General features: G+C 68.0%; 12 protein-coding genes and 1 tRNA gene. 4 read left to right on the forward strand and 9 right to left on the reverse strand.

Going from position 1 to position 13,196, the window contains the following annotated elements:
• Position 1: 1 nt before the first annotated feature.
• On the reverse strand, positions 2 to 1,186 hold the full coding sequence (locus tag ACS5PK_RS17730) for an efflux RND transporter periplasmic adaptor subunit (RefSeq protein ID WP_439441585.1): 1,185 nt from the start codon (positions 1,184 to 1,186) through the stop codon (positions 2 to 4).
• Between the two features lie 329 nt (positions 1,187 to 1,515).
• Between ACS5PK_RS17730 and ACS5PK_RS17735 the strand changes: the two genes are divergently transcribed.
• On the forward strand, positions 1,516 to 3,639 hold the full coding sequence (locus ACS5PK_RS17735) for a putative bifunctional diguanylate cyclase/phosphodiesterase (protein ID WP_439441586.1): 2,124 nt from the start codon (positions 1,516 to 1,518) through the stop codon (positions 3,637 to 3,639).
• Positions 3,640 to 3,840: 201 nt separating this feature from the next.
• Here the strand turns inward: ACS5PK_RS17735 and ACS5PK_RS17740 are convergent.
• From ACS5PK_RS17740 to ACS5PK_RS17760, 5 genes are all read right to left on the reverse strand, one after another.
• Positions 3,841 to 3,925 (reverse strand) — tRNA-Leu (locus ACS5PK_RS17740).
• 118 nt (positions 3,926 to 4,043) lie between these two features.
• Positions 4,044 to 5,450 carry an FAD-binding oxidoreductase gene (locus tag ACS5PK_RS17745; RefSeq protein WP_439441587.1) on the reverse strand — a complete coding sequence of 469 codons (1,407 nt, stop codon included), beginning with the start codon at positions 5,448 to 5,450 and terminating at the stop codon, positions 4,044 to 4,046.
• Positions 5,444 to 6,463, reverse strand: a complete 1,020-nt coding sequence (locus ACS5PK_RS17750; protein ID WP_439441670.1) for a DUF1338 domain-containing protein — start codon at positions 6,461 to 6,463, stop codon at positions 5,444 to 5,446. Before ACS5PK_RS17750 ends, ACS5PK_RS17745 begins: the two co-directional genes overlap by 7 nt.
• Before the next feature lie 274 nt (positions 6,464 to 6,737).
• Positions 6,738 to 8,249, reverse strand: coding sequence for an L-piperidine-6-carboxylate dehydrogenase (amaB, locus tag ACS5PK_RS17755; RefSeq protein WP_439441588.1), 1,512 nt, complete (start codon positions 8,247 to 8,249; stop codon positions 6,738 to 6,740).
• Between the two features lie 264 nt (positions 8,250 to 8,513).
• A complete protein-coding gene (locus ACS5PK_RS17760; protein WP_439441589.1) occupies positions 8,514 to 9,605 on the reverse strand; it encodes a saccharopine dehydrogenase C-terminal domain-containing protein in 1,092 nt (363 codons plus the stop codon).
• Between the two features lie 158 nt (positions 9,606 to 9,763).
• Between ACS5PK_RS17760 and ACS5PK_RS17765 the strand changes: the two genes are divergently transcribed.
• The 3 genes from ACS5PK_RS17765 (at position 9,764) to ACS5PK_RS17775 (ending at position 10,683) form a co-directional block, all read left to right on the forward strand.
• Positions 9,764 to 10,255 (forward strand): Lrp/AsnC family transcriptional regulator, encoded by a 492-nt coding sequence (locus ACS5PK_RS17765; protein WP_439441590.1) that lies wholly within the window; start codon positions 9,764 to 9,766, stop codon positions 10,253 to 10,255.
• A gap of 79 nt (positions 10,256 to 10,334) precedes the next feature.
• Positions 10,335 to 10,472 (forward strand): hypothetical protein, encoded by a 138-nt coding sequence (locus ACS5PK_RS17770; RefSeq protein WP_439441591.1) that lies wholly within the window; start codon positions 10,335 to 10,337, stop codon positions 10,470 to 10,472.
• 40 nt (positions 10,473 to 10,512) lie between these two features.
• Positions 10,513 to 10,683 carry a hypothetical protein gene (locus ACS5PK_RS17775; protein ID WP_439441592.1) on the forward strand — a complete coding sequence of 57 codons (171 nt, stop codon included), beginning with the start codon at positions 10,513 to 10,515 and terminating at the stop codon, positions 10,681 to 10,683.
• A gap of 7 nt (positions 10,684 to 10,690) precedes the next feature.
• On the opposite strand, the gene ACS5PK_RS17780 is transcribed toward ACS5PK_RS17775, so the two are convergent.
• The 3 genes from ACS5PK_RS17780 to ACS5PK_RS17790 all read right to left on the reverse strand — a co-directional run bounded on the left by ACS5PK_RS17780 (position 10,691) and on the right by ACS5PK_RS17790 (position 13,173).
• Positions 10,691 to 11,908, reverse strand: coding sequence for a M24 family metallopeptidase (locus ACS5PK_RS17780; protein WP_439441593.1), 1,218 nt, complete (start codon positions 11,906 to 11,908; stop codon positions 10,691 to 10,693).
• 478 nt (positions 11,909 to 12,386) lie between these two features.
• Entirely contained in the window at positions 12,387 to 12,824 is a 438-nt protein-coding gene (locus ACS5PK_RS17785) for a hypothetical protein (RefSeq protein WP_439441594.1), read from the reverse strand.
• Positions 12,805 to 13,173: a hypothetical protein gene (locus tag ACS5PK_RS17790; RefSeq protein ID WP_439441595.1), complete on the reverse strand. Its 369-nt coding sequence runs from the start codon at positions 13,171 to 13,173 to the stop codon at positions 12,805 to 12,807. Before ACS5PK_RS17790 ends, ACS5PK_RS17785 begins: the two co-directional genes overlap by 20 nt.
• Between the last annotated feature and the right edge of the window lie 23 nt (positions 13,174 to 13,196).

Raw genomic sequence — 13,196 nt, forward strand, 5'->3', positions numbered from 1 at the left:
GCTAGGCCCCCGCGCCGCGGAGATGCTGACCGGGCTGCCAGCGCTGATCCGGCGCCAGCAGCACGCGCTCGCCCGCCTTCAGCCCTTGCTGCACCTCCACCAGGCCCCCGGCCCGCAGGCCCAGACGCAGCTCGCGGCGCTGCAGCCGGTCGTCGGTGTCCAGGACCCAGACCCAGGGTTGGCTTGAATCGGCCTGCAGCACGGCCTCCAGCGGCAGGCTCAGCGCCAGGCTGCGACGGGCGACTTCGATTTCCACGGAGACCGTCATGTCCTGGCGCAGATAGGCCGGCGGCTTGGGCACGGCCAGCTTGATCTCCACCGAGCCTCGCTGTGCATCCACGCCCGGGCTGATCTCGCTGACGCGCGCCTCGAAACGCTGCTCTGCATAGGCGTCCGCCGAAGCCTGCGCCGCCTGACCGACCTTCAACAGGCCCAGATTGCGCTCGTCGATCTGGGCCACCAGCTCGCTGGCACCGCCCGGTGCCAGCAGCAGCAGCACCTTGCCGGCCTGCACGACCTGGCCGGGCTCCACACTGCGATTGACGATGACGCCAGCCACCGGCGCCTTGAGGCTCATGTAGTCCAGCCGAGCCTTGGCCGCCAAGGCGCTGGCCCGGGCCTGTGCCAAGGTGCTGCGGACCAGGGCCAGGTCCGCGCCCTGGGGGTCGCCGGACTGCCGCTGCAGCATGGCCGCGCGGGCCTGGGCTTCGGCCACCTGAAGTGCACGGCTGGCTTCGTCCAGGGCGGCCTGCCCGATGAAGCCCTGGCGGAACAGATCTGCCTGACGCGCATGCTGGGCCCGGATCTGGGCCAGATTGGCCTGCGCCTGGCGTTCGGACTCACGGGCCGCCGGCGCCTGCACCTCCTGCAGCAGCCTCAACCTGGCCTCGGCCTGCTGGACGGCCAGCTCGGCTGCCTGCCAGTTGGCCAGGGCCTCGCTCGATTCGAGGCTCAGCAGCAACTGCCCGGCCTCCACCGCCTGCCCTTCCTCCACCAGCACCTGCCGTACCGTGCCCGTCAGCTGCGCGCCCAGCTCCACGCGATGAGGCGCCTGCACCCGAGCACTGGCAACCACCGTTCGCACCAGATCACGCGGCTGCATCTGCTGCCACCGCACCGCCGGACCATCCCAGTGACGCCAGCCCCAGGCCAGTGCCAGCAGGGCCAGGGCGCCCAGGGGCAGCAAGAATTTCCAACTCCAGCGCATGTGCGTGCACTTCCGTTCGAAGGTTGATATGACCATTGTCGAAACAAGCAGGCCGCGAATGGCTTGACAAAGCTCAAGCCCTTGAGCGCCCCGTCGTAAAGAAATGCAGCAAGGCGCACAGCTTCGGGCATCATGGCCCGAAAAGGCCGCGCGGCGCTTCTGCGCGACCCACCAATGGCACTGCCAGCAAGGCGCAGCCGAACTCCACGCAAAGCAGGCGCTGCGCGGACGCGGAGCAAGCACTTACAGTTGGCAGGCCACACATGAGGCGGGGGCCTGACGCCCCGCGCTGTTGAGGAGGGACTCACTTGCAAAGCCCGCGCGAGTCATCAAGCCACGCAACGCCGACGCCGGCAGGGGCCGCGAGCGTCAAGCTGCCAGCGCTCGCCCGGCAATGGCTGGACCAACTGCCGGAACTGGTGTGGCTGGCACATGCGCAAGGCCAGCTCAGTGCCTGCAGCGCGCCCTTGCTGGCCTATGTGGGCCTGCCAGAGCGCGAGTTGGTGGCCCAGGGCTGGCGCAGCTTCATGCCCGCGGAGGAACTGGCCACCCTGGCCCAGGCCTGGCCGACAAGGCAGGCGATCAGTGTCGACCTGCGCCTGCGCAATGCGCAAGGCGAGTTGCGCTGGCACCTGTGCCTGGCCCGTCCCCTGCTGGACGCCGATGGCAGCCTGCAGGGCTGGATGGGTTCCTTCGTCGACATCGACGCCCGCAAGCGCAGCGAGACGCTGCTCCGTGAAACGGACGCCGTCTGGAAGCTGGCCCTGGAGAGCACCGGGGACGGCGTGTGGGACTGGCGCATCGACGAAGACATCGAGACTTTCTCGCCGCGCTATCTGCAGATGTACGGCTACGACCCCGAGGAGATCGCCGAGCGGCCCGACGCCTTTGACAGGCTGACCCATCCCGACGACGTGCCCGGCATGGAACGGGACCGCCAGGAGCATTTCGATGGCCGCACGCCGGCCTATGTCAACGAGCACCGCGTGCGGTGCAAGGACGGTAGCTGGAAATGGGTGCTGAGCCGCGGCATGGTCATTGCCCGCGACGAGCTGGGGCGGCCGCTGCGCATGGTGGGCACGCACACGGACATCACGGCGCGCAAGGAAGCCGAGGTGCTGATCTGGCAGCAGGCCAACTTCGACGCACTCACAGGCTTGCCCAATCGCCGCATGCTGCGTGACCGCCTGGAGCGAGAGATACGCCGGGCCCGCGAGCACCGGACGCAGCTGGCGGTGCTCTTCATTGACCTCGATCACTTCAAGGAGGTCAACGACACCCTGGGCCATGGCAAGGGTGACCTGCTGCTGCAACAGGCGGCGCAACGCATCCGCGACAGCCTGAGGCCGGCCGACGTGGTGGCGCGCATGGGCGGCGACGAGTTCACCGTGCTGCTGAGCCCGGTCGGAGGCCATGGCGAGATCGAGGCCATCGTGCAGTTGCTGATCGAGCGCGTGGCCAGCCCTTTTCGGCTCGAAGGCGAGCGCGCCTTTGTCTCGGCCAGCGTGGGCATCAGCCTGTTTCCGGACGATGGTGATCACATCGAGGCGCTGTTCAAGCATGCAGACCAGGCGCTGTACGTGGCCAAGGATGCGGGGCGCAACCGCTATGCCTACTTCACCCCGGCGCTGCAGCGCGCCGCCCAGAACCGCATGCGACTGGGCAACGACCTGCGCGACGCGCTGGCCGCGGAAAGCCTGCAGGTGGTCTATCAGCCCATCGTGGACCTTCGACGAGGCCATGTCTGCAAGGCGGAGGCGCTGGTGCGATGGCATCACGTCGAGCGCGGCCCGGTCTCGCCGGCCGAGTTCATCCCGATTGCCGAGAGCAGCGGGCTGATCCTGGAGATCGGCGAGTGGGTGTTCCGGCAGGCTGTGCGGGACGTGCAGCACTGGCGGGCCGAGATTGACGAGCACTTCCAGGTCAGCGTCAACAAGTCGCCGGTCCAGTTCCACAGCGAGGCCGGCATGCACACACGCTGGCTGCGCCAGATCGTCGAAGCCGGCCTGCCTGGCGACGCCGTGTCACTGGAAATCACCGAGGGCCTGCTGCTGGAAGGCGGCGACAGCGCCAGCCAGCAGCTGATGGCGCTGCGGCGCGCTGGCCTCAGCGTCGCGCTGGACGACTTCGGCACGGGCTACTCTTCACTGTCCTATCTGCAGCATTACGAGATCGACTGCATCAAGATCGACCGCGCCTTCGTGCACGAGCTCGAACCCGGGAGCAAGGCCCTGGCCCTTTGCAAGGCCATCATCACCATGGCCCATGAGCTGGGCATGAGCGTGGTGGCCGAGGGCGTGGAAACCGCCCACCAGCGTGATCTGCTGGCCAGCATTGGCTGCGACATGGGTCAAGGGTTCTTCTTCGCTCGACCCATGCCAGCCGAGGCCCTGGAGGCCGTGCTTCGCCAGCAACGGCGAAGCACGACTTGACCCCGGTTGAGCCAGATGACCAGAGCGAGGCCCGCGCCGCCGCGTGGCCATGCGGGCAAGACTGCCATCGACTCGGGCCGCGGGGGCAGGATCGCCTGGAAATGGCGATGCCGACAAGCAAGGGGCGCCGACAACAAAGGTCGACACAAATAGGACCCATGAAAACGCAAAGGCCAGCACTTGCGTGCTGGCCTTTTTGTTTGGTGCCCAGGAGAGGACTCGAACCTCCACGGAGTTACCCGCTAGTACCTGAAACTAGTGCGTCTACCAATTCCGCCACCTGGGCTTTGCTTCATTGCTGTCTAAGCAGCGAAGACCGCTACTATAGCACCGGTTTTCTGGATTACCAGCAAATTTCCGAATTTTTTTGAAATCAGCGGGGCACCTCCGGTCGGGCGGCGGCCTCAGGCCTCTTGCGCGCCTTGCGCCTGCCCCCAGCGCGTGTGTGCGAGCAGACCCTGCGGGTCCAACGCGGACTGCAGTTGCCCGCCGATGCGCTGCACGGCCGCGTCGGTATGCCGCCAATAAGCCTGCTGCAACTGCGGCCCCACGCCGTGCTCGGCGCTGATGCTGCCGCCGTGTGCACGCACCAGCCCGTAGATTCCATCCCGCAGCCCAGCCTCGTCCAGCGGCAGCTCGCGGGGCCAGACCAGGTTGAAGTGCAGGCCGCCGTCACCCAGATGCCCGAAGTCAGCCAGGCGGGCCGCCGGGAAATGCGTGGCGAGCCAGGACTTGCCGGCCTCGCGGAAGGCCATGAACTGTCGCCGCGGGAAGGACAAGTCAAAGCCAATGACCTTGCCCTGGCGCCGCAGCCCGTCGCTGATGTGGTGGCGCAGATGCCAGCAGTCAGCGTCTGCGCCCAGCACGGCATCGACCACGGCCTCGCCAAACTCGTCCTCCAGCAGTTGCTGCAGCAGGGCCTGGAGATCCAGCGTTTCGGCGTCCAGCTCGCTGGACAGCTCCAGCAGCAGTGCGTAGTCAGGCAACTGCCCGCCGAACCAGCGCTGGGCCTGGTCCGGGCCGGCCAGGGCTGCCGAGAAGGCCTCGCGCGAGATCGCCTCGAAGGCCGAGACCAGGCCCGGATAGCGCGCCATTACCCGCTGGTAAAGCGGGAACACATCGTCCAGGCTGCGTGGCGCGATCATCGCGACCGCCTGCTGGCGCGGCACGGCAGCCAAGCGGAAGGTCGCGTCCAGCACCAAGCCCAGCGCCCCGGAGGCTCCGATGAAGAGCTGGTGCAGGGCCAGTTGGGCGTTGTCCTTCTGCAGGCCCTGGCCCAGCTGCACGATCTGACCGTCTGCCAGCGCCACGCGCAAGGCCAGGATGTTGGCGCGCACGTCGCCGTAGCGCAGCATGCGCGTGCCGCCCGTGTTGTGCGAGACCATGCCGCCCACGCTGGGATCGGCGCTGAGGTCGATGGGCAGCATGAGTCCATGCCTAGCCAGCCGCTCGTTGATCTCCGACAGGCGAAAGCCGGCCGAGACACGCAAGGTACGGTCCCAGGCATCGAACTCGAACACCTCGCGCAGGCGCTCGGTCGATAGCAGCACCTCGTGCTGCGCGTCGTCCGGCGTGCCAGCCCGCACGAGGCCCGTGTGGGCGCCTTGCGGGACCACGCGCAGGCCGTGGGCTGCGCACAGTGGCAGCAGCCTGGCGGCCTCCTGCTCGCTGCCGGGCCGCAGCAGCCCAGCGGCCCGGCCCGGCGCATAACGCGCAGGCTCGAGATAGCGCGGCTCAATGTCCGAGCCAGGCAAGACCTGACCCCCACCGCAGATCGCCGCGGCGGCGCTCAGGAAGTCGGCGCTCAGCACGCCAGCGCCTCATCGTGAGCGGCGCCGGCCGTCATCTTGAAGATGCCGGTGGCATTGGCTGCATCGAAGCGCAGGTCCAGTTGGCCCCCATCACGACCGCGCTGGATGAATTCATAGAAGGAGCCTGGCACCTCCATGCCCACCACACGGCCTTCGCTGAGGAACTCGCGGCGCACCTGGGCGGCGCGGAAGGCCGTCTGCAGCACGCGGCCCGAGGCCGAGACCTCGATGCGATCCTTGATGGGCCGGCCCAGCGCCTTCTGCGTGGCGGCCAGGGCGTTGAGGTCAGGCACCCGATCCGTGGCATGGTTGAAGGCATTGCCCTCGGTGGCGATCCAGGCCATCTCGGCGGACTCCAACAGCAGAGCCTGGTAGTCCTCCAGCGGAAAGAGGCCGTGCTGACGGTCAAAGCAGCGGATCATGGCCGGCAGCAACTGCAGCGCCGCGGGCCAGGGCAGGCAGCGGTCGCGTGCCAACTGCTCCAGCAGGGCCATGTCGGACGGTTGCAGCGGGTCGCGCGAGGTCGAGAGCACGCGGGTCACCGCGGCCTGGAAGCCCTTGGAGAAGAGCTCGGGATGCAGCTCAGAGACGAAGAACTGGGCGATGTCTTCGGGATGGTCGGCATGACACCAGGCGCGGCCCGTCATCTTCAGCTTGGGCAGCGGATAGGGGGAGGCCAGCTCAAAGCCCAGGGGGCGCAGCACGCGGGTGATGGCCGCCTCGCCGGGCGGCAGCGCGCCGCAGGGCCAGGCCACCGTGCGCAGGGCGCCGTGGTCGAACACCAGCTTCTGGCCGGCCCGCTGCTGGTCCGCCACATAGGCGGCGGCCGCGGGTACACGAAGGGTCACGTCGCGGAACAGGGCCATGTTCAGGGCCTGCGCCATCTCGGCACGCGACACCGTCTCACCCGCCGGCTTCAACAGCGCCGGCGCGACCTCCAGTTGCGCGAAGGTCTCCCGCGCGGCGTTCTCCCCCACCGCACTCGCCAGCAGGCGAAACAGGGCCGTATCCATCATCTCCAGCACTCCAAAACAATCAATTCAGGCAAGGCTCCGCCCAGGCCGTACGCAAAACGGCCGAGACAGCCTCAAGGGAATTCACACGGTGGCGCAGCAGCCCACTGACCCCAACAGCGCCCGGGGACCCGGCTTCGCCGGTCCTACGGATGGCCTTGCAGGCCGCGTCGGACCGGCAGGTCCGACTTCTCGCCGGGCTGGGTAGGTCGACCGGACCCACCCAACCCGGGCTCAGCCCCCCGGACAGGAGGCCGACGAAGCCGGTAGGGGGTCAGACATCAAACCGTACGCCTTGCGCGAGAGGCAGCTCGCGCGAGTAGTTCACCGTGTTGGTGGTGCGGCGCATATAGGCCTTCCAGGCATCGGAGCCCGACTCGCGGCCGCCGCCGGTTTCCTTCTCACCACCGAAGGCGCCGCCGATCTCAGCACCCGAGGTGCCGATGTTGACGTTGGCGATGCCGCAGTCCGAGCCCGAGGCCGACACGAACAGCTCGGCCTCACGGATGTCGTTCGTGAAGATGGCCGAGGACAGGCCTTGCGGCACGTCGTTCTGCAGGGCGATGGCTTCGTCCAGGGTCTTGTACTTCAGGGTGTACAGGATGGGGGCGAAGGTCTCGTGGCGCACGATCTCGGTCTGGGCCGGCATGCGGACCAGGGCCGGCACGGCGTACCAGGCATTGGGAAGCTGCTCAGCCAGCGCGCGCTCGCCGCCGCTGATCTGGCCGCCCTGCTCGCGGGCCGCGGCCAGGGCCGCCTGCATGGCGTCGAAGCTGGCCTTGTCGATCAGCGGGCCGATCAGGGTGCCGGCTTCCAGCGGGTTGCCGATGCGCAGCTGGGATCGTGCCTTGTCCAGGCGGGCCACCAGCTCGTCATGGATGCTTTCATGGGCAATCACGCGGCGGGTGGTGGTGCAGCGCTGGCCGGCCGTGCCGTAGGCACCGAAGAGGATGCCGCGCACCGCCAGTTCCAGATCGGCGCTGGGGCTCACGATGATGGCGTTGTTGCCGCCCAGCTCCAGCAGGCAGCGCCCGAAGCGGGCGGCCACGCGCGGACCCACGGCACGGCCCATGCGGGTCGAGCCAGTGGCGGACACGAGGGCCACCTTGGGGTGGTCGACCATGGCCTCGCCGACGGCGGCGGCGCCGTTGAGCAACTGCGACAGATGGGCCGGAGCCGGGTGGCCGGCCGCCACGTAGCGGGCGACTGCCTTCTCGAACAGGGCCTGCGTGGCCAGGGCCGTCAGCGGGGTCTTCTCGGAGGGCTTCCACAGGCAGGTGTCACCGCAGACCAGGGCCAGGGCCGAGTTCCAGGCCCACACGGCCACGGGGAAATTGAAGGCCGAGATGATGCCCACCACGCCCAGTGGCATGTACTGCTCCATCATGCGGTGGCCGGGGCGTTCGCTGGCGATGGTCAGGCCATGCAGCTGGCGCGAGAGGCCGACGGCGAAGTCGCAGATGTCGATCATCTCCTGCACTTCGCCCTCGCCTTCGCTGGCCACCTTGCCGGCCTCGATCGAGACCAGGCGGGCCAGATCGATCTTGTGGGTGCGCAGTTCCTCGCCAAAGAAGCGCACCAGCTCGCCGCGCTTGGGCGCGGGCACGGTGCGCCACTCGAGGAAGGCCGCATGCGCGCGCTCGACGGCGGCGCGCATGTCCTCGGCGGAAGCCTCGTGCACGGCGCCCAGCAAGGCGCCATCGATGGGCGAACGGACAGACAGGGTGCCGCCCGTGTAGGCAGCGGCGGGAACGCCACAGGCGTTCAGCAGATCGGTGATGTTCATTCCGTCATTCTCCAATGCAAGACCCCGGCGACACGCGAATGTGGCCGGGGCTCTGTGTCAATTCGGTAGGTTCAGCCAGCCATTGTGGGCATGCCCCAACCGGGCCGCGCGGCAGCCGAGGATCCGGCTTTGCCGGGCCTGCGGCTGCGCCCCCTGAGGGGCTGAGGCCGGACACAAACGGCATGCCGTTTGTGCCTGCCGAAGAACCAGGCCTCTGGCCTGGCGCGGCCAGCAAGGCCGGCGAAGCCGGTAGGGGGGAGCCCATCAACCAATACTCTCGACCTGACGCGACTGCTGATAGGCCTTACCGAACTCGTTGGCCAGGAAGGCCGGCAGCTCGACGGCCTCCTGCGGCACGAAGCCCTTCTGCGGCAGCTTGCCCTGACGGAACAGGTCCACGGCGGCGCAGATGCCGGCGGCGGTCGTGATCTGGATGGCGGACAGCGGGCGGGCGCCGTCACGCTCGGCAAAGATCTTGCGAGCGAAGACTTCCTGCACCAGGCGGCCCTGCTTCATGCCCGAGACGGTCACGAAGACCAGCACCACGTCCTGCATGGTGGCGGGCATGCTCTTGCGCATGATGTCCTTGAGCTTTTCCTGGTCGTTCTTCAGCTGGAGGTCGTCCAGCAGGAACTGCATCAGGTCGCGGTGGCCGGGGTAGCGCACGGTCTTGTAGTCGAGGTTCTGGACCTTGCCGGCCAGGGTCTCGCACAGGGTGCCCAGGCCGCCCGAGGTGTTGAAGGCCTCGTACTCGGTGCCGTCCAGAGAGAAGTGCTCCAGGCCTTCCAGCGGCAGGGCGTCGATCTTGCTGCCGTCGTGGATGCACTCGCAGGGGTGGCAGTACTCGTTGATCAGGCCGTCCACCGACCAGGTCAGGTTGTACTTCAGCGCATTGGTCGGGAAGGCGGGCAGCGCGCCGACGCGCATCTTCACGTCCTGCAGGGTGTCAAAGCCCTTGGCCAGGTGATGGGCCACGATGCCGATGAAGCCGGGGGCCAGGCCGCACTGGGGCATGAAGGCGGTGCGCGAGCCTTCGGCGATGCGCATGATCTCCTTGGTGGCGGCCACGTCCTCGGTCAGGTCGAAGTAGTGGCAGCCGGCTTCCAGCGCCATGTGGGCGGCGGGGATGGCCAGGTGGTAGGGCAGCGCGTTCACGATGGCGTCGAAGCCACGCACCATGGCGGCGGCACCGGGGCCGATCTCCTGCACGGCCTGCACCTTGATGCCCTCTTCGGACAGGGCGGCCAGCGCCTTCTCGTTCTTGTCGAAGACGGTCACGTCATAGTGGCCGGAGTTGCGCAGCAGGCGCGCGATGGTTTCGCCGATATGGCCGGCGCCGAGCAGTGCGATCTTCATGGAGGTCTCCTCTAGGAATCAGGTGCGATGGCCCGCAGTCTAGGAAGAGCAATTGACGAAAGAAAGCATGAGATCGTCATTAACGGCTATGCTTTCGTCGATTCGTCAATCTGTATTGACGAAAAGCAAGAATCAAGGGTTTCCCAGGAGTCACGCGCATGAGCCCTCGTCAGCCGCCCGCCACCGCCGCCGCCAGCACCTTTGCCGCCCCGCGCGACCAGCTTGACCGCGAGCTCATCACCCTGCTGCAGGCCAATGCCCGGGAGAGCACGGCCAACCTCGCGCGCAAGCTGGGCATCGCGCGCACAACGGTAGTGGCACGGCTGGCGCGGCTGGAGTCAGAAGGCGTGGTGGTGGGCTACACCGTCAAGCTGGGCTCGGAGGCCTTGGACCGCGGCGTGCAGGCCTATGTGGGCATCAGCGTGCAGCCCAAGGCCCAGCGCGAGGTGATCAAGCGCCTGACGCGCCTGCCGGAGCTGCGCCAGCTGGCCTCGGTCAGCGGCGAGTTCGACTACATGGCCCTGCTGCGCGCTGACACCACCATGCGCCTGGACGCCCTGCTGGACGAGATTGGCGAGATCGAGGGCGTGATCAAGACCACCACCTCGGTCGTGCTGGCCCTGCGCGTGGACCGCAGCGCCGGGGGCTGATCGCCGCGGCGGGCCGTCAACCTGGCACGCGGCTTGCACGTTTTGCGCAACATCAGCCCTCATTTTTGCGGAGTGCACCATGAAGCTGCAGACCACGCCCCATCGCGGACACCGCCTGAGCACCGCCCTCAAGGCCCTGGCCCTCATTGCCCTGGTTTGGGGCGTGGCCTACCCGGCGCTGCTGTGGGGCCTGCAGCACGCCCTGCCCATGGCCTGACGGTCCTGTCCCGACGCATTCTTCGCCCAGGAGTTCCGCGATGCCTTACCGCCCGCTTCCCATCGTCGCCCAAGCCCGCCCTGCCGCCTGGCGATCCCTGCTGCTCTGGGCCTTGCTGACGGCGCTGGCCGTCGCCGGCTTCTCCATGCTGAGGCAGCTGGAGGGGGACGCAGACATCGTCCAGGCGCCCGCCGTTCACCGGCCGGCCTGAGCCCACCTCAGGCAAGGTCGAAGGGATCCTCCAGGGACTTCATCGGCGGCGTGAACCAGCGAGGGCCCTGGGCCGACATGTACATGTGGTCCTCATGGCGCACGCCGAATTCGCCGGGGCAGACGATCATGGGCTCGTTGCTGAAGCACATGCCCACGTCCAGCGGCGTCAGCTCGCCCTCGACCATATAGGGCCACTCGTGGATGTCCAAGCCGCAGCCGTGCCCCGTGCGGTGCGGCAGGCCGGGCAGGCGGTAGCCGGGGCCCAGGCCCGCGGCCTCCAGCACGCGGCGCGCGGCGCGGTCCACCTCCTGGCAGGGGCGGCCCAACTGCGCGGCCTCGAAGGCCGCGGCCTGCGCGGCCTGCTCCAGGTTCCAGATCTCGCGCTGCCGCGCCGTGGGCGTGCCGAACACATAGCTGCGGGTGATGTCGGACATATAGCCCTCGACCAGACAGCCGGTGTCAATCAACACCATATCGCCCTCACGCAGTTGCTGCGGCTCCTTCACGCCATGCGGAAAGGACGAGGCCACGCCAAAGAGCACGATCTTGAAGTAGGAGCCATTGGCGCCGACGCGGCGGTGCGCCTCGTCGATGAAGGCCGCCACCTCGGTGGTGGAGATGCCCTCGTGCAGGATGCTGGCCGCGGCGCGCTGCACCACCAGGGTCATGTCATGGGCTCGCTGCATCAGGGCCAGCTCGGCCGCTGACTTGCGCATGCGGCAGGCCGCCGTCAGCGGACGTGCGTTGACCCACTCCAGCGTCGGCGCCGCCTGGCGCAGGCCGTCGGACACAAAGAAGGGGCAGTCCTCTGACAAGCCAACCCGCTCGCCGCTGCCCACACCCATTTCGCGCAGCACCCGTGCCAGCAACTCACAGGGACTCTCGTGCTCCTGCCAGAGATGCATCTCGCCAGGCAACAGGCAGTAGTCGCGCAGGGTGCCCTCCTCAAAGGCGGGGGCCAGGTATTGCAACGGCCCTTCGGACAGCACCAGCGCTCCCACAAGACGCTCGCTGGGCGGCCAGACCAGGCCGCTGAAATAGCGCAGGTTGGTGCCGGCATGCAGGTAGACCGCCGCCACGCCTGCCTCCTGCATCAAACCCCGCAGCTTGCGCAGGCGAGCCTGGTACTCCTCGGCCGCAATGGGCTGCACGCCCTCGGTCATGCAGGCCAGGCCCGCCAATGCCTGCGCCTGAGACTGACCACCAACACCGATTGCCTTCATGGGCTCACCCGCTCCTTGTTAAATATATTTGCAGAATACCATCTCTTGCGAAAGCGGACACTCAGGCCTGTCACCGTTGCTTGCAATTTCCCTCGGCGCGAGCGACAGGCCGGGCCGTGTTTCCGGCCCTATCTTGAGTCGGCGTCCATCCGGCGCCTTTTCCAGTGAAGCTCCTGGCCATGGCGCCGTGCGCTAAGCACCCGCCTTCTGCCCCTGCCGCTCCTGCTGAGCTGGAGGCCGCGCCAGGCGCTGGAGGTGCCCCCGCCGATGGACAAGCCAGCAGCTCGGACAAGGCCCAGGCCATGGACGAGATCACGGTCTGCGCCGCCTGCGGCAACAGCCACGGCGGAGACACGCCTCCGGTAGCGAAGAAGATCGTCACCCTGCGACGCAACAAGCCCAGACTGATGGGCTCCATCGAGGGCCGCGCCAAGAATCGTCGGGGGGATTCATCCGGCGGCAAGGCTCGGGTGGACGGTCAAGGCGCCAGGCGCGCCAGCTCCCGCTCCAGCGCCATGACATCCTGCCGCGCTCGCTGCAGGGCTTCAGGCGCACCCGGCTCACGGCCCGCCAGCTGCAGCGCGGCCAGACGCGCGCGCTCCTGGTTGAGCTCCTGCTGAAGGATCTGGCGCCGCTCGCCATCGGCGCTGCGGGACGACGCCGCGTTTGCGGATCGGGGCGCCGCGGCGCCCGGTGCCGCCCCGGCTTCGCCGCCGTGGGTACGCACAGCCACCGGGCAGGCCTTGCCACCGGCGCCCAGCCACTCCACGCCGCCCTGGCGGCAGGCCGCACTGGGGGTCGTATCCGCTCGCTCCAGGATGACACCGCCCGCCTGCGAGGCCATCGCGCAGGCCAGTGCGGCCAACCCGATCAGGACCCGCAGCAGCCCGCGGGCATCAGCCGCCGTTGCTGCCATTGTTGACAGTCACTCGGGCCAGTCGCCCCATATCGTCTTCCACGGTCACCACCATGCCGGTCATGCAGACGCCACCCACGAAGTTGATCTGGAACGCGTCGCCGCTGGCCGGGACCACCGATCGAGAGAGCGCCAGGCCTGTTGGCAAGGGGTTGCGAACACGGTAGGGCGGCGTACCGCCAAAAACATGCACCTGCGGGCCCTCACCGATGTAGCAGCCACCGTCCGACCTCGTCACGGCCACGGTGCTCATGGACACTTCGATCGAATCCGCGGGGCCAGACTCATTGCCGCCACCGCCACAGCCGCCCAGCGCCAGCAAGGCGGCGACACACCACATCGATTTCATCAGGACTCCCTCTTCATTTCTCA

The sequence above is a fragment of the Roseateles sp. DB2 genome (assembly GCF_051857535.1).
Taxonomy (GTDB): domain Bacteria; phylum Pseudomonadota; class Gammaproteobacteria; order Burkholderiales; family Burkholderiaceae_C; genus Roseateles_B.